The organism is Desulfosarcina variabilis str. Montpellier, from assembly GCF_048565275.1.
GTDB classification, from domain to species: Bacteria; Desulfobacterota; Desulfobacteria; order Desulfobacterales; family Desulfosarcinaceae; genus Desulfosarcina; species Desulfosarcina variabilis.
In genome coordinates this window covers 5,963,302-5,983,542 of record NZ_CP159846.1, presented here as the reverse complement: position 1 = coordinate 5,983,542, position 20,241 = coordinate 5,963,302, and the positions used below count along the sequence as shown (strand labels likewise).

General features: G+C 46.8%; 19 protein-coding genes. 11 read left to right on the top strand and 8 right to left on the bottom strand.

The genetic code is table 11. The features are described from left to right. Nucleotides 1–110: 110 nt before the first annotated feature. From Dvar_RS26935 to metK, 5 genes are all read right to left on the bottom strand, one after another. Nucleotides 111–1,520: a gamma-aminobutyraldehyde dehydrogenase gene (locus Dvar_RS26935; protein WP_419656222.1), complete on the bottom strand. Its 1,410-nt coding sequence runs from the start codon at nt 1,518–1,520 to the stop codon at nt 111–113. 173 nt (nt 1,521–1,693) lie between these two features. Further along, nucleotides 1,694–3,031, bottom strand: a complete 1,338-nt coding sequence (locus tag Dvar_RS26930; protein ID WP_419656221.1) for an aminotransferase — start codon at nt 3,029–3,031, stop codon at nt 1,694–1,696. A gap of 8 nt (nt 3,032–3,039) precedes the next feature. Beyond that, nucleotides 3,040–4,248, bottom strand: a complete 1,209-nt coding sequence (locus Dvar_RS26925) for a diaminopimelate decarboxylase (RefSeq protein WP_419656220.1) — start codon at nt 4,246–4,248, stop codon at nt 3,040–3,042. After that, on the bottom strand, nt 4,245–4,592 hold the full coding sequence (locus Dvar_RS26920) for an SET domain-containing protein-lysine N-methyltransferase (RefSeq protein WP_419656219.1): 348 nt from the start codon (nt 4,590–4,592) through the stop codon (nt 4,245–4,247). Before Dvar_RS26920 ends, Dvar_RS26925 begins: the two co-directional genes overlap by 4 nt. 170 nt (nt 4,593–4,762) lie before the next feature. Further along, nucleotides 4,763–5,968: a methionine adenosyltransferase gene (gene metK / locus Dvar_RS26915; RefSeq protein ID WP_419656218.1), complete on the bottom strand. Its 1,206-nt coding sequence runs from the start codon at nt 5,966–5,968 to the stop codon at nt 4,763–4,765. A gap of 774 nt (nt 5,969–6,742) precedes the next feature. On the opposite strand from metK, the gene Dvar_RS26910 reads away from it, so the two are divergent. Both Dvar_RS26910 and Dvar_RS26905 read left to right on the top strand, forming a co-directional pair. Further along, entirely contained in the window at nt 6,743–7,405 is a 663-nt protein-coding gene (locus Dvar_RS26910) for a calcium-binding protein (RefSeq protein ID WP_419656217.1), read from the top strand. Between the two features lie 51 nt (nt 7,406–7,456). Beyond that, nucleotides 7,457–8,152, top strand: a complete 696-nt coding sequence (locus Dvar_RS26905; RefSeq protein WP_419656216.1) for a methyltransferase — start codon at nt 7,457–7,459, stop codon at nt 8,150–8,152. On the opposite strand, the gene Dvar_RS26900 is transcribed toward Dvar_RS26905, so the two are convergent. Further along, nucleotides 8,142–9,641 (bottom strand): BACON domain-containing protein, encoded by a 1,500-nt coding sequence (locus Dvar_RS26900; protein ID WP_419656215.1) that lies wholly within the window; start codon nt 9,639–9,641, stop codon nt 8,142–8,144. The two genes, Dvar_RS26905 and Dvar_RS26900, sit on opposite strands and share 11 nt — an antisense overlap. Before the next feature lie 258 nt (nt 9,642–9,899). Here Dvar_RS26900 and Dvar_RS26895 point away from each other — a divergent pair, with 258 nt between their 5' ends. The 3 genes from Dvar_RS26895 (at nt 9,900) to Dvar_RS26885 (ending at nt 11,938) form a co-directional block, all read left to right on the top strand. Next, nucleotides 9,900–10,160 (top strand): hypothetical protein, encoded by a 261-nt coding sequence (locus tag Dvar_RS26895; RefSeq protein ID WP_419656214.1) that lies wholly within the window; start codon nt 9,900–9,902, stop codon nt 10,158–10,160. 741 nt (nt 10,161–10,901) lie between these two features. Next, nucleotides 10,902–11,369, top strand: a complete 468-nt coding sequence (locus tag Dvar_RS26890) for an L-2-amino-thiazoline-4-carboxylic acid hydrolase (protein WP_419656213.1) — start codon at nt 10,902–10,904, stop codon at nt 11,367–11,369. A 131-nt stretch (nt 11,370–11,500) separates the two neighbouring features. After that, complete coding sequence (locus Dvar_RS26885) at nt 11,501–11,938, top strand: hypothetical protein (RefSeq protein WP_419656212.1); 438 nt, start codon at nt 11,501–11,503, stop codon at nt 11,936–11,938. Between the two features lie 74 nt (nt 11,939–12,012). On the opposite strand, the gene Dvar_RS26880 is transcribed toward Dvar_RS26885, so the two are convergent. Continuing rightward, complete coding sequence (locus Dvar_RS26880; RefSeq protein WP_419656211.1) at nt 12,013–12,603, bottom strand: class I SAM-dependent methyltransferase; 591 nt, start codon at nt 12,601–12,603, stop codon at nt 12,013–12,015. Between the two features lie 154 nt (nt 12,604–12,757). Between Dvar_RS26880 and Dvar_RS26875 the strand changes: the two genes are divergently transcribed. The 5 genes from Dvar_RS26875 (at nt 12,758) to Dvar_RS26855 (ending at nt 18,152) form a co-directional block, all read left to right on the top strand. After that, nucleotides 12,758–13,585 (top strand): hypothetical protein, encoded by an 828-nt coding sequence (locus Dvar_RS26875; RefSeq protein WP_419656210.1) that lies wholly within the window; start codon nt 12,758–12,760, stop codon nt 13,583–13,585. A gap of 398 nt (nt 13,586–13,983) precedes the next feature. After that, complete coding sequence (locus Dvar_RS26870) at nt 13,984–15,069, top strand: sensor histidine kinase (RefSeq protein WP_419656209.1); 1,086 nt, start codon at nt 13,984–13,986, stop codon at nt 15,067–15,069. Beyond that, entirely contained in the window at nt 15,035–15,400 is a 366-nt protein-coding gene (locus Dvar_RS26865) for a sensor histidine kinase (RefSeq protein WP_419656208.1), read from the top strand. The genes Dvar_RS26870 and Dvar_RS26865 overlap by 35 nt, the downstream gene beginning before the upstream one ends. Before the next feature lie 219 nt (nt 15,401–15,619). Then, entirely contained in the window at nt 15,620–15,823 is a 204-nt protein-coding gene (locus Dvar_RS26860; protein WP_419656207.1) for a hypothetical protein, read from the top strand. 472 nt (nt 15,824–16,295) lie between these two features. Next, nucleotides 16,296–18,152: a sigma 54-interacting transcriptional regulator gene (locus Dvar_RS26855; RefSeq protein WP_419656206.1), complete on the top strand. Its 1,857-nt coding sequence runs from the start codon at nt 16,296–16,298 to the stop codon at nt 18,150–18,152. 59 nt (nt 18,153–18,211) lie between these two features. Here Dvar_RS26855 and Dvar_RS26850 read toward each other — a convergent pair whose 3' ends face one another. Next, entirely contained in the window at nt 18,212–18,940 is a 729-nt protein-coding gene (locus tag Dvar_RS26850; RefSeq protein ID WP_419656205.1) for a hypothetical protein, read from the bottom strand. A gap of 364 nt (nt 18,941–19,304) precedes the next feature. On the opposite strand from Dvar_RS26850, the gene Dvar_RS26845 reads away from it, so the two are divergent. Further along, nucleotides 19,305–20,228, top strand: a complete 924-nt coding sequence (locus tag Dvar_RS26845) for a uroporphyrinogen decarboxylase family protein (protein WP_419656204.1) — start codon at nt 19,305–19,307, stop codon at nt 20,226–20,228. Nucleotides 20,229–20,241 lie beyond the last annotated feature (13 nt).

Sequence of the window (20,241 nt, the reverse complement as noted above, 5' to 3'; positions counted from 1 at the left end):
CGTCTCCAACGCGCCATGATAGATCGGGTGCGATCCGAATTGCCTAATTGCACCGATGGGGCTTGGGACCGGAAACGGCCCCAAGTTGCCCGATCATCGATCGTCCCCTTTTAGATTTTTACCATGATATGCCGAACTACCGTATAATCTTCCAAACCATACATCGAAAGGTCTTTTCCATATCCTGACATTTTAAATCCGCCATGGGGCATCTCAGATGCATACATGAAATACGTATTGATCCAGGTTACGCCGTATTGAAGCATGGATGAGACCTTGTGCGCTTTCTGGATATCCTTGGTCCATATGGATGAAGCGAGCCCATATTTGCAATCATTGGCCCCTTCGATAACCTGATCCATATCATTAAACCGGGTAACCGTAACCACCGGCCCAAAGATTTCTTCCTGAACGACCTCGTCATCCTGGCGGGCATCAACAATCAGGGTCGGCTCGTAGAAAAAGCCCCGATCGATCTTATTGCCGCCGGCAACAATTTTCAAATGCGGAACTTCTTTGGCCCGTTCGACAAAGCCACTGACGATTTCCCGTTGTTCATTGGAGATTAACGGCCCGATATCATTCACATCGATACTTTTAACCGCATCCGTCAGTTTTTCAACTACCTCATCGTAAATATTCTCGTGAACATACAGACGACAGGCAGCAGTACAATCCTGCCCTGCATTGTAATATCCCCACAGTTTGATATTTTCAACCAGATCCGGAATGTCACAATCATCAAAAGCAATTACCGGCGCTTTGCCCCCCAGCTCCAGATGGGTGCGCTTGATGTTGGATGTTGCCGATTGCAGCACCTGTTTTCCGGTACCGACGGACCCCGTGACCGACACCATCTGAATTTTATCATGCTCGGCAATGTGTTTTCCGATAACACTTCCTTTGCCGGTCACAACATTCAACACACCGGGAGGAAAAATTTCTTTGATGTCGTTGGCCAATGCGAGAATGGTCAACGGAGTACACTCAGACGGTTTAAATACAACCGTATTGCCGGCAGCCAGGGCAGGCGCAATTTTCCAGGCGCCCATCATGAGCGGGTAGTTCCAGGGTGCGATCTGCCCCACCACACCCACCGGATCTCTTCTTATCATGCTGGTAAACCCCTCAAGATATTCTCCGGAGGCACTGCCGGACATGCACCGGGACGCCCCCGCGAAAAACCGGAAGTGATCCACAATTGCCGGTATCTCATCTTCAAGCATTCTCTGAAGGGGCTTGCCGCAGTTAATCGATTCCAGCTTGGCTAAAAGATCGCCTTTTTCTTCAATTCTATCGGCGAACTTGAACAATACGTCCGCCCTGTCTGCAAAAGATTTCTTTTTCCAACCCGGAAAGGCCATATTGGCCGCGTCTACCGCCGCATCCACCTGATCGATTGACGCACAAGGGACCTCGGCAATAAACGCATTATTTTCCGGGCTTGAAAGAATCGTCTTTTCGGCCTCGCCCGAGACAATATTCCCATTGATTAAAATACGGGTATCAATATTTTCCATAAAACCATTTCCTTTCAAATACCTATATAGTGCCTGTCCAGAAATAGGAAAATTTGGTCGAGATCAAGGCGCACGAAAAATTTTACCACAGGCATATGGTTGATATTCCGAGGATAAAATTTTTCGCGCAACGCCGATATCGGGCAAATTAGCCATTTCTGGATGGGCACTAACTATCCCATTTCCTTCATCGTTGAAGTAATACTATCGCTCAAAATATCCACAATTTGATCAAGACCCGCTTTATCGTTAATCAGAGGGGGAGATAATATACATAAATTTTCATACGGCCTGACAATTAAACCGTTTTTTTGGCAATGTTCATCCACTCGTTGAGCAAAGGCTATATTCTCTTGTTCATTATCTGATACCACGCATTCCACACAAGCCATTAAACAAACCCCCCGAACATCACCGACGGCAGGAAAGTCCATTAATGTTTTCAGACGGTTCATGAAATGGGCGCCGACCTCGAGGACATGCTCGTTTATATTTTCACGCTTCATTATTTCAAGGTATTTCAAGGCTGCTGCGCACGTCACCGGATGTCCTGAATAGGTAAATCCGTTCGTATAATAGGAATTCTCACTGGCAGCGTCTCCGCTGATACGATTCACCAGTGTGTCTGAAATAATTGCCGCCCCTAAGGGTTGGTAGCCGGAGGTGATCCCCTTTGCCACCGTAATGATATCGGGAACGATGCCGAAGACTTCCTCAGATGCAAAATAATGCCCCAGCCGTCCAAAAGCGGTAACGACCTCATCGGAAATATAAAGCACATCGTACTGCCTGCAGACGTCCAATGTCTTTTTATGATATCCCGGCGGCGGAACAATCACACCGCCCGAGCCCATCACCGGTTCAGCAATAAAACAAGCCACCTTGTCCGGCCCGATCTCTAAAATTTTATCCTCTAGTTCGCGTACCCTGAGCTCGCAAAAATCCGCTATGCTCATTCCGTCGGGTTTCTTGAAAGGATTGGGATCCGCGGTGGGGTGAACGATATCGGTGACGTAGTTGAAATAGCTTCGGTCACATTTTTTGCCATTCAAGGACGCCGCCAGATAGGTACTGCCATGATAGGCGTTTTCACGATAGATAATATGTTTTTTCTCAGGTTGCCCGAGACAATTAAAGTAATAATGCACAAACCGAATGGCGGACTCAACAGCCGTTGAGCCGCTATTGGTAAATTGGAAAGTGTTCAGATCGCCGGGCGTCAATTGGCCCAGTTCATGGGCCAACTGGATGGAGGGCGGACTGGTCATGTCTCCAAACGGTGTGTAATAGGCCAGCTTAACACACTGGTCTGAAATCGCTTTGGCCATTTCTTCATTGCCATACCCCAGATTCACACACCACATGCCTGAGATCGAATCAAGATATTTGTTGCCTTGCGTATCAAAAACATGAACCCCTTTTCCGCGTTCAATAATCGTGGGTTCGGCATCGCTTCCCAGGTCGGACCAGGGATGGATAATATGCCTTTTATCTTTTTCTGTTAGATCCATAATATCCTTCAAAATAAAAAGTTCTCAGAAACCTGTCCCCGCATACAGTGATTGGACATCATTGAAGACGCGTATCCACCCGCATTGATAAAAACAAGTGGGTCTCCCTCTTCTATTTGATCGGGCATTTGGAAATTGTCTTTCCATACATCCAGCGACTCGTTGATATTGCCCACAATCGTCACCGGCTTCATCGCATTTGTCTTTTGCTCGAGAACGACAGGCTCACAGGGTAACCCGTAGAAAGTAGGCTCTATGGCCAGATTAAACCCGCCGTTGACCCCAATGAAATCGGTTTGCTGTTTTCTCTCGACGGTGTTGACCTCCAGAACCAGAAGCCCGCTGTCCTTTACAATATAATCTCCGGGTTCAACACAGATGGTGACCCCTTTATTTCCAAAATGGGATTTTATAATGGAAACCCAGGCGTCCAAATCGAGCGGTGCATCATCCATGTCATGGGGAACCCCCAGTCCGCCCCCCAGATTGATGCACGCCAGATCTTTGACTTTGTCCACAAACCAGTGGGTTTCATCCAGAATCCCATTGAATATGGATAATTGATTGCTCAGATAACCGCATCCGGTATGGAAATGGATGGTATCCACGATGAAGTTATGCTCACCTGCAAGCCGCAGCGCGTCCTCGAACTGATCTCTGTAGATGCCAAACTTGGTCGTTTTATCTCCGCTATATTTCAGGGTCTCATTATCCCTGTAGCCGATACCCAGAGCCGGGTTGACACGAATTCCGATTTTTCGACCGGAGCAGAATTTGCCCAATCGCCGGATGGTGCTTAAGGAGTCACAGTTTAAAGCCACGTCGGGGTTGTTGGCGAGCAACCGGAGCTCGTCATCGGTCATCGAGTTTGCCGTGTATGAAATTTCACTGCGCTCAAAACCGCAGGAAAACGCATGTAACAATTCACCGGGAGAACATACGTCCACCCCACACATCCCTGCGCGTTTAATGGACGTCAGGATCGGGGCAAACCGGTTTGCCTTGATGGCATAATAGATTTGATGCGCATCAAGGCTGCTCAGAGCATTGTGTATACGCTCGATATTTTGACAAATCCGTCTTCCACTATAGAAAAAGGCCGGTGTCCCGGTTAAACCGATTAAGTCTGACACCGAAGCCCCGGAAAAAATCAAGTGCCCGTCTTTGTAACAGAGATCTTCTCTTTCCCACCACAACCGCTGTTTTTGTGGGCTCATCCACATTTCCTTTCCAGGTTTTGAAGATATCTCCGGCCTTGCTCATTTATCCTTTCTTTTCGTCCTGTTATCCATCCCCGGCAGTTGTCCGAGCCACAGGCACAAGGAAACTGTCGGTACAATATGTCTTCTGTTGAGGCATAATCCATGGTCAACGCATCGCCTTTTTCAATATCCTGCAATGCCCAGATTTCAAGCTTGTTCATGTCCAGAAATACCAGCGGATCACACGAATGCAGCAGAAGCCCGGTAAAGTGAGGGTCGTAGAGATGCAGCCAGGGGGAAATCTGAAGGGTGTGTTGAAGAACATAGGGGACCGTAATCCCGGTCATTCTTGCAACCATCTCCCCCTTCTTGAATTTTCGGTTTACATAAATACCGCTGCCTGTTGTCCGGGAATAATTAACTGTGAAATCTTCTTCGCTAGGGTAGTTTTTGTCATTTTCCAATTCATAGGGATAAATCATAGAACCTCTCTTTTAACGTTTCACGGGATCAGGGATAGGGACTTTTTTCACGCCACCTGACGCTTTTGAATACCTAAGGCTTCTTGCAAAGCGACGATTTTGTCAGTCTGTTCCCATGGAAACAGATCGCGACCGAAGTGTCCGGCCACTGAGGTTTGCCGGTAGCTCCAATTTTTGGGTTTGGTTAATTTCAAATCCTTGACGATGGAGGCAGGCCTGAAATCGAAAACGACCCCATCTTCCAAGACTTTCTGAATTTCAACCTCGTCCACCGTTCCGGTTCCGAAGGTGTCAATATTGATGCTCAGGGGCTTGGCCACACCAATGGCATACGCAACCTGGATCTCGCATTTTTCCGCCAGACCGGCGGCGACAATGCTTTTGGCCGCGTATCGGGCGTAATAGGCCGCCGACCGGTCGACCTTGGAGGGGTCTTTGCCGCTGAACGCACCGCCGCCATGGCATCCCACACCGCCGTATGTGTCCACGATGATCTTCCGCCCGGTGAGGCCCGCATCACCGTGGGGGCCGCCGATGACGAACTTGCCGGTGGGGTTGACGAAATAGGTGGTCTCCTTGTTCAGCAAACCGGTCGGTTCAAGCAGGTCGCGCGTTACATCGATCATGTCCTTGCGAATTCGTTCCAGGGGAACATCCGCTGTCTGATGCGAAATGACAATATTGGTGATAGCCTTGGGCTGCCCGTTTTCGTGCAGCACGGATACCTGGGTTTTGGCATCCGGACGGAGATAGTCAATATCCCCCTGCTTTCGGATGTTCTGCAAATGCTCCAGCAACATGTGGCTGTAGTGGATCGGTGCGGGCATTAAGGATGGCGTGGCGTTGGTGGCATAGCCGAACATCATGCCCTGATCGCCTGCCCCCTGTTCCTTGAACAGCCCTTCGCCCTCGCATACGCCCTGGGAGATGTCGCAGGACTGGGGATGAATGAGGCATTGATATTTAAAGCTGTCATAACAAAAAAGCAGTTCTTTTTTATCGTAGCCGATTTCCTGAACGACCTTTCGAGCAATGGCTTCCGGGTCGATCTTATCCCAACCGCTGCAAGTGATTTCTCCGAGGTTGATGACAAAATCCGTGGTCACGGCAGTTTCACATGCCACTCTGCTGCCTGGGTCTTGCTCGAGACAGGCGTCTAATATCGCATCGGAAATCTGATCACAGAGTTTGTCAGGGTGCCCTTCGCTAACCGATTCAGAGGTAAAGATATGATCAACTTTCAATTTGCTCATGTAACATCCTTTCGTGGTGCTGGTTGATTGAGCGGTGCAATTCTTACAGAAATGTCATGCCAGGTTTCAATTCGATTTCTTAGCTCAAAGTCGCAGGCATGAAAGACGTTAAAGGTATACAAGAAATGTGCCAGAGCCTGGTATGGGCTTCCGATTGGAACCGTAATCCATTATTATACTGATATCATATAATATTTTCACAATTATGGGCTGAGCAGGATTTTTTTTTGGAGAAATTAGGCGCACGGATAAAACCTGAGGTGGGAAAAAGAGTAACACCTTGTTGGAAATAAAATAAGTCAAGTAGGCAAAATTTACACAACATTTTTCATTGATTATCGCGTGAAAACCCCTATGGGGGTGCTACCAAAATTGTTCATTATTGTATTAATTTAATATATTATATGCCTTTTTAAGGTATGCAATGTGACCTTTTGGCTGTTTTTTATAAATTATAGTGTGCATTATTTGCTCAATTCTACTGTATGACCAATTCTCTTGAGAAAAAAGCTGTTCGGTGAGAATTCAGGGGTGGGTCAAGACAACCAATTAATATTAAATACAAATTAATGAAAAGTCCATTCGAAATGGCATTTATAATGCGATTTTTCAGGTCCCCAAAACAGAAATATAGGATGAGGCGATGGGGAAGGGTTGAATTAAACAAATGAAAATGGGTATAACATTCAATAGAAGGAAATAAAAAGGCATTTCCTGATTCTCTATGTAAATCAGGCCCCTGCTGCGCAATATCTCATAAGGATTTCGAATTAAATGAAAAAAAATAAGGAATTACAGGTTGGAGATTCAGTTAAGGTGAAAAATGGCACAAAAGATCCAGATTTTGAAATAGACATTGGGGGGTGGCAAGGTCGTGTTTCAGAAATACAAGATGATATTATTTGCATTGAGTGGGACAGTTCCACGCTCTCAATTTTTCCAGATAAATACCTTTCACAATGTGAAGAAGATGGCTTGGATTGGAAGAGGATATATTTAGAAAAAAAGGACGTTGAGTTTGTTAATGAAGTCAACGCAGACACTGAATTAGTTAAAAAACGAGAAGAAATTCAGTTAAAACATTACTGGGATTGGCTGGGTGAGACTGGCAAAAGAATAAGCAAGGTTTTAAAGGATGTTAATCCTAATGATGATTTGGCGGCATTCGATGCATGGGAAAAGTATCTTAAAAGTTCTATATCTTTCCCATTCGAGGCTGAAATTGCAGAATACCAAGAAAAAAGTGCATTTCGGCAAGGAGATAAAATTAAGATCCATAGCATTTTAGGGTATGAGGATCTGTATGGTATTATAGCGAAAATCCGTTTTAATGGAGCGGTATATCATTTCCCTCTTTGCGATGTTGATGTATTGGATAACAAATCAAAGAATTACCAAGTTGTAGATGATTATAAGAATTGGTTTGCAAATAGATGAAATGAAGGGAGGTATGCCACCTGCTCGTAGTTGACACCAAAAAAACGAGATATGAAAAAATCTTCAAAAAACAGACTGACCCCTCAACAACAGTCCCATTTTCCCGGCAACCGCCTTTTCGATAAAATTGCGCGGGCGGTCTGCCGGGCGGGAACGCTTCCCAGAAAAGAGCTCCACGAAGCTTGGGAAATGGCAAAACGCGTACGGCGACGATATCGGGGCGGGAGGATTGTCGATCTTGCCTGCGGGCATGGCCTTTTGGCGCATATTATGCTCATCCTCGATGACAGTTCACAAACGGCCCTTGCCGTGGACAAAAAAATTCCCCTCAACGCAGAAAAATTGTCCAAGGCGTTGATCTCATCCTGGCCGAGGCTAAACGGCAGAGTCGTTTATCGGGAAGCGCCCATCCAGGACACCACCATTTTCCCGGATGATATCGTGGTCTCGGCCCACGCCTGCGGAGCCTTGACGGACCTGGTTCTTTCTAAGGCCGTGGAACAACACGCCAGAGTTGCGGTCCTGCCCTGCTGCCATGATTTAAGGGAATCGTCCACTGGTGGGTTGGACGGCTGGATGGATGGCACCCTTGCCGTGGATGCGGTGCGAGCGATGCGGCTCCGATCAAGGGGGTACCGGATTGTGACCCAGAAAATACCCGCCGACATCACACCCAAGAACCGGCTGCTGATGGGTGAATATGGTTCGGTTGAGATCAGAGCGGTGCACAATCCCTCTACTGGTTGACGATATGGTCTTGACCGGCGATGGTGATGGTGGCGCTTCGATCCTCGCCGGAGTTGGCTAAAACGGTAACACGAACAGAACCGCTGCCACTGCCGCTGGTTGGCGACAGTGAGAACCAACTCTCGGGTTCAGAGGTGCTCCAATCGCACCCGCTGTGGGTGGCGGTAATGGTAATGTCATAGGCATCCCCGTCTTTATCAACCGATTGATTGGTGGGGGAAATCGTATAGGTGCACGGTGCCGCTTCCTGTTCGATGGAATGGGTTTGATCGGCAATGGTGATGGTGGCTGGTCGGGCTGCCCCGGGGTTGGCTAAAGCGGTAACACGAACAGTGCCGCTGCCGCTGCCGCTGGTGGGCGACAGTGAGAACCAACTCTCGGGTTCAGAGGTACTCCACTCGCACCCGCTGTGGGTGGCAGTAACAGTGATGTTATAGGCATTCCCATTGCTATCAATCAATCCGTTGGCGGGTGAAATCGTATAGGTGCACGCGCCTTCTTCCTGGTTGACGATATGGTCTTGATCGCCGATGGTAATGGTGCCTGATCGGGCGGCATCGGTATTGGCCGAAACCGAATAGGCCACCGTCCCATTACCGCTGCCGCTACTATCGGATGTGACTGTTATCCAGCTTTCACTGGCCGAGGCACTCCAGGTGCAGTGGCTTGACGGTGTGGTCACGTCGATACTGGCTGTACCGCCGGTATTGGTAAACGTGTTGTTCTCCTGCGAAATGGTGTAGGTGCAATCGGAAGTGACAAAGCTTCTGATTTCCGAGTCGGCACCCGTGTTGGTTTGTAAATCCACCGCACAGATTTTCCAGAAATATTCTGTCAACGGCTCAAGGGATGAGGGGGCGTATACCGCGGCAGGGGTTGTTTCATCGATCATGATGGTTTCAAAATCGACATCTTTGGCCACCTGCACCAGGTATTCGTCGGCATTTTCAACTGGCTCCCATTCAAGGGACACGGCGCTGAGATCGACATCTTGGGCGCCATTCTCGGGGGCGGACAAGGTGGGAACAAACAGATAAGCGTCAATGACCACATCTTGGGTGATTTGGCCGGTTTCGATGCTGACCCCGGTGGTCTCCCCTTGGTATAGGATGTTGCCGAGGTTATCTTCCGCCAGTACCACAAAGATTCGGTCCTGGCCCACCGGAATGCCCTCGACCCTACCGCTGCCGGCTTCGCAATCCCACGGGCCGCCGGTCACCAGCCAGTTGCCGTCGGCATCGTAGACCTCGCAAACTACCTGCACCACACCGCTGCAATCCAAGGATGCAGCCCGTATGGACGCCGAATCCTGGGCCACGGATGTATCATGCCAGCGTATCGTCAGATTGGCCGATGCGGTCGCATCAGATCCATCTGATACGCTGCCCTGCTGGTCATCTCCACAACTGGAAGGAAGCAGCGTTAAACACAAAAAGATTAACGATAGGCAAAATCCGCGTATCCTCTGCCAATCAATCATCTCAGGCATTTTCATTGCTCCTCCAGTAAAAAGGTCGTTAAGACCTACAGAAAAAGCGGTCAGTGCCACCAGACTTGTCGTGTGACTGTTGCGGGACGCACCCGGCATGTTACTGCAATCACGTCAAGGTCATCGATAAAGTCGCAAACGGTATTCCTGTCAAAATTGTAGTGAAAGGATATTTTAAAAAAAACAAAACGACCAGAAACCTTACATGCTTATCCTACACGACATTCTTGAAAAACTCAAAAACGAATTTTGCCGGTCATGGAAGGGATCGACACGTTGGTGGCGTTTTTGCGTGACATCGGTTGTCCCACCCGCCTATCGGAGCTTGGCATCGACAATGGGTTGTTTTCGCAATACGCAGACGATGCGGTGCTGGTCCTGCATGACGAAGACGGCAACCTTCTTGGACGTCCGGCCATGAGCAAGGCGGACATCGTCGACGTGCTCAAGTCCGCACTTAGAACTGTTATGAAAAATGGCAAGCTGCGCTGCACCGGCGGACAAAAACATTCGCATTGAATTTCCTTGATTTTAGATGAGAAATTGTGTTTGTTCAATAGCCAGATCGGAATCTGTAAATATACCAAAACAAAAGGAGACATAGGCGTTGAAGATACAAAGGACACTAAAGGAATGGTATTTGGAGCATCTATAGGCGTTGCTTTTTGCTATATATTTACCGTTTTTCGAAAAAATAGGGCCGTTAAAACGAGCATTGAAAAATAGCAAAACTCCAATAATTAAACATGACCCACATCCACGTTTCAGGGATTATATTCAGGGCTACTGGACAATAAATTGTTCTGAAAAGAATCTTAATGAAATCGATGGCATTGTTTTCGATGCCTCCTGTCGATTTATCGAATTTTTGCGTCGAAATTGAAGAAGTATGGGAGTTAAATGGATTTGGCCTGTCTGAATTAATTCACAGCACGAATCAATCATCAGCAAGGTTTATTCAAACTTTCGAAGGATTTTTTGCAAGGCGAATGAATGATTTTAGAAGACACAGTTTGAATGTAGAAAAGGCGGTCACCATCATTCGTTCACATAAAGGCCAAATTCCAATCTTTTTAAAGAGCGTAATGGTTCTATCTACTGCAGGGATTTGGTCGGCGGTATGGATATGTCTACGATTGAAGGACGAAAGTATATTCGTGAGAAAGGGAAAGTCCCTCATATCGTATCCGATGCCATCATGATTTTAGAAGAACTTTTTTTCCGGCCCACTGAATTTGTGTATTAAGAAAGGAGAAAAAAATGAAAAATATTTTCCGAAAATTAATTGGTTATGTCGTTGTTTTGCCATTTGTTGTCCGTTGTAAATTTTTATCGCTTTTTATTGGAAAAGAAAAAGCAATCAAAGCGATAGGCCCAAAATTGACAAAATCAGCTAAACGATCTTTAAAATTTTGGGTCCCAAAAATTGACAATCCAAAGGATTTCGATTCGTTTCCAGCCAAGATGAAGAAAAAGTTTAGAATATGGGAACCACTTTTTGATATTGAGATATCAGAGGAACGTAACGACTTGTTTAAATTGTGTGTGTCGAACTGCCCTTTTTGTGAAGCGCTCAATCGAATAGGAATACCAGAATTGAGTCCATATGTTTGTGAAGGGGACTGGGCCATTGCTCGGGACAATGCTGATAAATGGAAATTTGAAAGGAATTATCAGATCGGTACTGGCGACAGCTATTGTGACCATACTTATAAACGCGTTCAATAGTACACCTCCAGGTTGCATAAAAAAGATAGCGAAAACATCGAAAACAGTGATGGGCTCTGAAACCCTCCGAATTTTGAAATACTGGGGTACATCGCCCAGTCAATTGAGAAATGAATATTAAGAGGTTTGATTTGATTATTCACCGAATTTTGATGCTGATGATGATTGTATTTTTTGCAACCTTATCATCATGCTATATTTATGGTCCAGAAACTGAGAACAAGAGAGCGTCCGACTATTTCAATAAAAAGAGTTACGAAGGTGGTTCGGTTTTGTGTGTTCCAGTGCTTAAGGCTAAAAAAAGGAACACGATAATCGAAGGAATCGCCATTAAGGATGATTATACGCCTTTCAAATTTGAGAACGTTTTCCTTTTCGATGCAAATGGTACTAAGGTATCTGAAACCACAACTACGGCAAAAGGTGTTTTTAAATTCATGGATTACATTGAAAATGGTGATTATTTAATTAAAACTGAATCGAGTCGTTGGTCAGGAGAAATACATATTAAAGTCGATGGTTACCATTTAGACAAGATAACTTTGGACGTTAAACCAAACAAAGAATAAAAAGAGGGGCTTTTTTGCACCACTGAATTCTTTTTTCATACTGGCCATCCAAACTATAAGACACGCCTATAGCATCATCCAGGAAGATCCGTCTCCCGAAACAGCATGAGGTAATTATACTCACCAATATCAAGGGTTCTATACTTCTTGAAACCATAACCGATGACTAATTTTTCTGTTTCATCCTCGGACAACCTTATTTTCAAAGGCGGGCCGGGAGGGCCATCAATCTTCTTGAATTCAATAACGGCCAGATAGCCACCCGGTTTTAGTACGGTTTTCACCTGTTTTAACACGGCATCCGACCTGTTCATTTCTTCAAAATCATGGAGTACCGTGGACATCAAACAGACATCAACACTGTAATCATCAATTTCAATATTTTTGGCAGCATTATTCAGCAGGGGCAGGATATTGGAAATATTTTTTTCTACTATCTCATTGATCAGGATTTGGAGGGCTTCTTTATGAAGGTCTACCGCATAAACTAATCCAACATCACCCACAATCTCAGACATGAATAAGGAATAGCTTCCTTTTCCACAGGCCAGATCCAGGACAACCGATCCGGTTTGCACCGGTAGCGCGTCCGCTAACGTTTTTGAATTAATCAATTCAAAGCTACTTTTCCCTGCTCCTTTGGGCGTTTTCTGATTCCCTGTCATTTTTTGGTCTCCTTTGCCATTTATGGTTGCAGGTCCGGTTTCAAGGAAAAATCATAACTGTCGATAATTAGTTTGTTAATCGATGTCTTCGATAATAAGCATTGGCTTGGTGTATTTAAAGATTCAATAATTAATGTAAATCGATCTGATACCCATGCTCGAAAAATCAAAATTAGATCGACTGGCCGAGGTTGTTGACGAACTAACCATCACCGAACGGGATTTTACCGGTGATGATATGCCCGAAGTCGGCCAGGACATTGAAAAAATACCATATTTTTTTGCATTCACGGCGCTTCAAATGTGCGGCACGGGACGCAAGGTCGACGGCGAAGTGGGCTGCTCCAGAATCTGGAGCCGTTTTTACGAAAAATGGTGCGAAGATCGCCATTTTTTCGATCCCGGTACAGCGGCCGGCACTTCATACGCTGAAATGGAAAAGGTCCTCGATTTTTCCGATCGTGGTTTATGGGTCAGTGACAAAGATCTGTATTGGCGCTGGCAACTGCACCGGGGGCTCGGCCGTCATATATCAACGATACCGGACTTTTCCTTTGCAAACATGCGCATTGCTTTCCTGGAAGGCTTCAATTATGATCCGTTCGAGAAAAAAGCCAACCTGTTACGTATGATCCTGGCCTGCCGTCCGGAGCGATTCGTCGATAATCACCAGTATGGTCCGGTGGTTGACTACCATGTCATGCGCCTGTTGATCAGAACCGGTGTCATTCCTTTTCAGGAGGCCATGCAGTCAAAAAATATGGCCATGGGCGAACGCATGCTAAGAGAATCCGCTTTCTCCGCGATTGTCAATCTTAAGATGAAGACCGGGAAAAGCTACAATCAACTGGATACGCTGTTTTGGTCCACCGGCCGCCAGATTTGCCGTCCTTTTAAAATTCGTTGTCGCCATTGTCCCTTCGAGCAAGTTTGCTCAAATAAGTCGGCGATTGAGATCCGTATCGACACGATGAATTATTGAGCAACAGGGGCAGGGCGCGACCAGAGCTGAATCGTTGCCTTGCGGGCAATTAATAATGCTGCTGAACGATTTGGATACAAACAAACCCGCCGGGAGCGATTCTATTTCCTAAATATGCTGATTACTAACGGTGAAAATGAAAGACGGTAAGAAAATAATTTGTTTGTGGTGAGGGATGGAACCGGTTTTAGAGAACCACAATTAGGAATACGACTGTATGCAAGCCTTTTAAGCCAGACCGTAGGCGAGACGGGTTATATCTATTGTGTTGACAGCAATGGAATTGCCGTTGTGCATCCAAATGAAAAGGTCAACGGACACAATTTTTCCTATCGCGGTTTCGTCCAGGAGCAGATCAAAAGGAAAGAAGGTTATCTTCGGATATGAAGGAAAGTTTTTTGCTAATTTTGTTTCTGTCTCTTTTTATCACCGGGGGCGTCACCCTTCTGATCAGCGCATCGATCACCAAGCCGCTGACCGCATTGATAAGGGTGTTCGAAAAAGGTGCTCAGGAATGCTGGACGCCCAAGATGGATGATAAGCGAAAAGACGAATTCGGGAAATTCTCGTCAAGCCTGAACCTTTTCATGAGCGAACTCGAGGGCTATCGCAAAGAATTGATCACAGAAATCAGTGTCAGAAAAGAGGCTCAAAAGGAGTTGTCCGTTTTGCGCAACTATCTTGAAAATATAATCAATTCCATGCCCTCCATATTAATCGGCATCGACCGTCATGGCAGCGTTACCCTGTGGAACAAAAAAGCCGAGGTGCTGACCGGCATTAATATGACGGATGCTCAAGGCAAGCCGCTTGCTGAAATGCTGCCCCGGGTTTGCCAGCGCATCGGCAACATCGCATACGGCCTTGACGAAAATGATATCAAACATATTGAGACGTCATTGTTTGTTACTGACAACGGAGAAGAACGCTACGAAGATATCACGATTTATCGATTAACCGAGAAGGGGGCCGACGGTGCGGTTATTTGTATCGATGATGTAACCGAAAAAGTACGCATGGAGGAAATGCTGATTCAGAACGAAAAAATGCTCTCCGTTGGTGGGCTTGCAGCGGGGATGGCCCATGAGATCAACAATCCGTTGGCCGGGATGATCCAATCTGCCAATTTGATGAAGTTGCGCCTGTATCGTTTGGAAATACCGGCAAATCAGCGTGTTGCAGAAGAAATTGGCGTGTCCATGGAGGATATTCGTTCGTTCATGGAGAAAAGGAAGATCCTTTCGATGGTGGATTCGATCAGTGCGGCCGGTCAGCGGATTGCGGACATTGTCAATAATATGCTCAGTTTTGCCAGGAAAAGTGATGCGGTGGCCGGGTTGCATGATCCGGCACTGCTATTTGATCAGACCCTGGAATTGGCGGCCACCGATTATGACCTTAAAAAAAAGTATGATTTTAAAACCATTCGAATTGAAAAAAAAGTTGAAAATGGAAATCAGCGACAATGGTCCGGGGATGGATAAAATGACCCAGAAACGCATTTTCGAGCCATTTTTCACCACGAAATCACCGGGTGTGGGCACTGGATTGGGATTGTCTGTTTCCTATTTCATCATTACGGAAAATCACGGTGGAACAATGGATGTCGTGTCGGCGCCGGATAGCGGTACAACGTTCGTTATTCGGCTGCCCATCGACCCACCGACACGACAGGTGCCGAAAGAACAGGAAATCAATCAGAACCGCCCGACATTATTGAATGAGCATGTCTGCTCGTCCTCTCTTGGAATACTCGGTATAACATCAAACGGCATTGCTTTGTTTTCAATCAAGCCATGGTTTGCTTTATTTTGATGCAAAAAAAAGAATTCAAATAAATAACAGTCAATTAACCCCCTACCACAGTTCTTTTTGCTTCATTTTGAAGCAAGGTGTTCATTCTAAAAGCCACCCTGTTCAACCCTATATAATTGAAATAATTATTTAAACACTGTTTGGCATCCATATTGAATTGCGTGTTGATGAATTTATCTGAATCAGCGTGTCTTAATAAAAAAGAAAAAGAGGTCAGTGATGAAAAAAAGACTAATGACTTTATTATTGATCAGCGGTTTGTCATTATTATTCGTGACCCTTAGCAATGGAGATGCGGCTACCCCAAATCATATGCTATCACTTCATTTCGAATCGTTTTGGGATTATGCAGCAAACCAGATACCCACAGCGGCCATGCTCCTTGGCATCGGTATTATTGGATTTGCAGGTATTCAAAGATGACTGATTCATAAACGGCCGCTACCCCTTGCGGGAATATATCCACGTTCACGAAGTCACCCAAATAGATTTTAGGTGACTTCCTTTCAACGCTCACCAAGGAATACCTACCCGTTCACCGTGTAAACGAATCTGATCAACCCTTTTTAAATCTCATTGACAGCGCAGCCTCACTTTTTTTAACCTGACCTCAGGTTAATGAACAACCTCACCATTTGTTGTTTGCCACTAATCGTGCCAAAATAAATAAATTCTAATCAGCCGATGTGCTTATTTTTTTAAAAATTTGGTTTGGTTGTGATATATTATATATAAAAACGGTATGATATAAAATTTGAGGCGCCCACTAGACGCCTGGGGCGTTCCATCGCACCAAAACAGTTGATGGCGACTTACGAATATAATAGGTTATCTTAGGGTGCAGGCAAATCAAATGTGTATAAGACATTGAAATATAATCATGATTGAGGACAATATGCCAAAAATCATTGTCTCCAGAAATTCACATTTTTATAATATTTTTTCAACCGGGAAAACGACATATATCGGACGCGGTCCCGGCAACGATGTCGTCTTGACCGATTCCAGTGTTTCCAGGAAACATGCCCGGATTGACCTTACTGAAAAGGGGTACTATTTAATCGATGAGGGCAGCAAAAACGGTACCTTCATTGGTGATCGCGCCATCCACAGCCATCCCCTGACACACGGCACATCATTTCAAATTCAAGATTTTCGATTGACCTTTGTGAACGATCTCGGGGTTGAAGATCAAATACAGACCGGTGGGGCGACTATTTCTAAACAATATGCAGAATCCTGGGATGAGGCGACATGCACCGGTTTTATCCGGCCGATGGAACAAATATGGGACACCGGCGAAAAGCTCACTCGGCTGATTGAAATTGTAATGGATCTGCATACCGCTTCCAGCGACGTCGATACCGGTGCCCTGGTCCTGAACGCGTTCATTGAACTGACCGGAGCCAAGCGCGGAATCCTTGCCCGGCTACATAAAACCGCCGGGCCGATCATTACCCACATGCAAGGGTTTGATCCGAACGGGAAAATACCTGAATCCATTCGCAGTGTGTTGACCGATGTCTTGGATCGCGATACCAGTGTTGTGGAGATGTGTAACGACAAAGAAATTATTAAAAAAATGCCTTTTACCTCGGAAAAGGTATTGTGCATGCCCCTTTTGAAGGGCAGCGAAACAATCGGATGTCTGTATCTGGACCATTCGGATGCCGACAATATTTTCGCTGATATCGATTATAACATGGTTTTGGCGGCGACAGGGTATATTGCAGAGGCGTTGATTGAGGAACGGGGCCCAACTCGCGGTCTTGGCCGCGATGAGCAGCAGTTGGCCAGAGAATTGGAGCGTAAAGGCATCATTGCGCGCAGCAAGAAGACGCTGAAGGTTTTCAAGGATACGCTCAGCATTGCCCACTACAATGTAGCCGTTTTGATTTATGGAGAAACCGGATCAGGCAAAGAGGTGATTGCGCGATATATCCATGAAAACTCAGGTCGAAAGGGCAAGTTCATTGCCTGTAATTGCAGTGCGATCGCCGGCGCCCTGGTTGAAAGCGAGCTATTCGGTCACGAAAAAGGGGCATTTACCGGCGCCGCCCAACAAAAGCCCGGACTTCTTGAACTTGCCGATCAGGGAACGATTTTTCTCGATGAGATCGGTGATATGCCAATGGAACAGCAATCAAAACTGCTGAGGGTATTGCAGGAGCAGGAAGTGTGGCGTGTCGGGGGCCGTGCAGCCGTAAAAATTGATGTGCGTGTCATTTCGGCCACCCACAAGGATATCAAGAATAATCGGGAACAACTGGAATTCAGAGATGATCTGTATTACAGACTTGCCAATGTTGAAATTACCGCGCCGCCTCTCAGAGACAGGGTAGAAGATATCGCTCCACTGTCGCGCTTGATTCTAAAGGATTTAAATGTACGGCATCTCAATGGAGAAAAAAACTTGTCCATTTCATCAAAGGCACTGCGCCTTTTGGAAGCCTATGATTGGCCGGGGAACATCCGAGAACTGCGCAATACGCTTTTTCAGGTTGCCACCCGCTGTGACGGCGACATCGTCGAACGCCAGCACCTTAAAGGGTTGCTGAATGTTTTCGAGGGCTCGTCCCAGAAAAGCAAGCTGCCGATTGTCCCCCTGATTGATGTTGAGCGCCAACATATCATCATGGCCATGGAATTCACCAGCTGGAATAAATCGGCAGCTGCCAAATTGCTAAAAATTGATCGCAACCGGCTTAACAGACGAATCAAGAAACTCGGTATCCAAGAACCCGCTAGTTAACCCGAACAACCCAACGAACCCAAGCAACCCAACAAACCCAACAAACCCAACAAACCCAACTAATTCGAACACTCTTTTTTATTTTTGGCGCCAATGGATCGCCAGGTTCCCTGGCCGGTCATTTCAACTGGTAGTACCGGATGGTCGCCCCACAGCCGTGGCCGGAGCCAATCCTGGGTATCCACTGTGTCCGCGGGGCCGGGAACCAGGGCGTTGCGGTCGATGGAAAGCACACGGATACCATGGGATTCCAGGTCGGCCACACGGACGATGCGACCAAACTTGCGCAGACCGCCGAATTCGATGAAACGACCGCTCCATCCAGAAAGGGTCAGACCCACCCCGGCGGCGGCGCCAATGATGCCATCCTCGGTGCCGCCATGGCCCGACAAATGGAACCCATTGACCGATGCCATGGCTTCTTTCTGGGTGACGATGCGGGTGCAGGCCACCCGTCCGAAATTGATCAGACCATCGATACTGCTGCTGTCCACCGGAACAACGCACAGGCCCGGGTCGCTGCCGTCGATGAAATGCTCGTGGATATGCTCGGCGGCCTGATCGATCACCTGCTGGACCTGCTCCGGCTCAACATGGTCCAAAATCAGGCAAGCCGCGCTGTTCTGTGAGGTGTAAGGAATCCCCTCGATCACCGGCAGTTGCTGTCGCACGGCGCCGTGCAGGGTAACGCCCTCGGGCAGTTTCTGGGCAAACCAACGGGCCAACTTGCCGGTACCGCGTCCACAACCGATCACATCCGTGTCATCGAATCCAACTATAACTTTCATGGGGTGCTTTCCTTACATCTACTTGTTGTTGCCTTTGTTTGAAGCCAATTTTATCTCATTAATCATTGATCGTATAAGCGACCGCCACCAATAGTATGGGCGTTGATAAAAGGTCAACAAATCCGACTGATTCAGTGAAAAAATATGTAATTTTGGGTTAATACTGACAATAAGCGACAAAAAATAACTATTAAATTTGAAGCATTGTGAATAGCACTAGGTCAATGTACGGTTTCAGGCATCTATACTTCCGTCAAAAAAGATATGCCTGATTACTGGTATGGATAATTTTACCTGATTCTGTTAATTTTACCGATTGAACCATGACCGCAACTTATTCATGAAGGGATCAATGATCGGTACCATGCAAGCATATCCACAATCTGCGATGTCGCGAATCAAGGCCGCCCTTGGTCATCAACCCGTGTTTCCCGTTCCCCGGGCGGAACTCTGGCTCGGCAGTGAACTCTTTCAACGCGCTGGTCTGACGGATACGGTCGCCAATCATTTTCGGCTGGCCGAGCAGTTGGGCCAGGACATGGTTTGCCTGCCGGTCTCCAGTGATCCGGCCCATGTACCGGATCTGGGTTACCGCTATTTTGAAATCCAAGATCTTGACCATGTCACACGGTATGGGGATGGCTATGTGGCCGCTGTTGTGGATGGCCCGTTTCAGGCGCTGGTCAACCAAAAGGGGCTGATGGAGGTGCTGATGGATTGGGTTCGCCAGCGGCAGGAACTTGTGGCTGCATACGCGGCGATTCATGCACAGACCATCGAATTGATCAAAAGATGTATGGCCAGCGGGATTCATGGTGTCGTGATCGCCGATGATCTGTCCGCCGATCGGGGCCCCCTGATCAGTCCCGGCGACATTGAAACGCTTTGCGGCGCCTTTTATCTTGAGGCCATTCAAACCATTCATTCGGCCGGTGGCACGGCCCTGATCCATTGCTGCGGCGACATCCATCCGCTGGTGCCACTCTACAAAAAGTGGGGCATTGATGGATTGGCTGCGGTTCAGCATCGCACCAATGACCTGGTTGCGCTAAAAAAAACATGGGGCAGCCCCCTGGTGATCATGGCGGGGATCGATGCCGAGTTGCTGGATACTGATTCACCCACCAAATCTGCAATGGCATCATTTGAGAAACTGGTTGAGGTTTTGGCCACTGACGGCGGCCTGATAATCGGTTCTGCCTGCGGCCTCTACCGGGGGGATTTTTTGCCACGCATCAAATCCCTTTATCATCATGTAGACGGCATTGTTCGTTTTTTTCGAAAATGAAATCCGCATCATT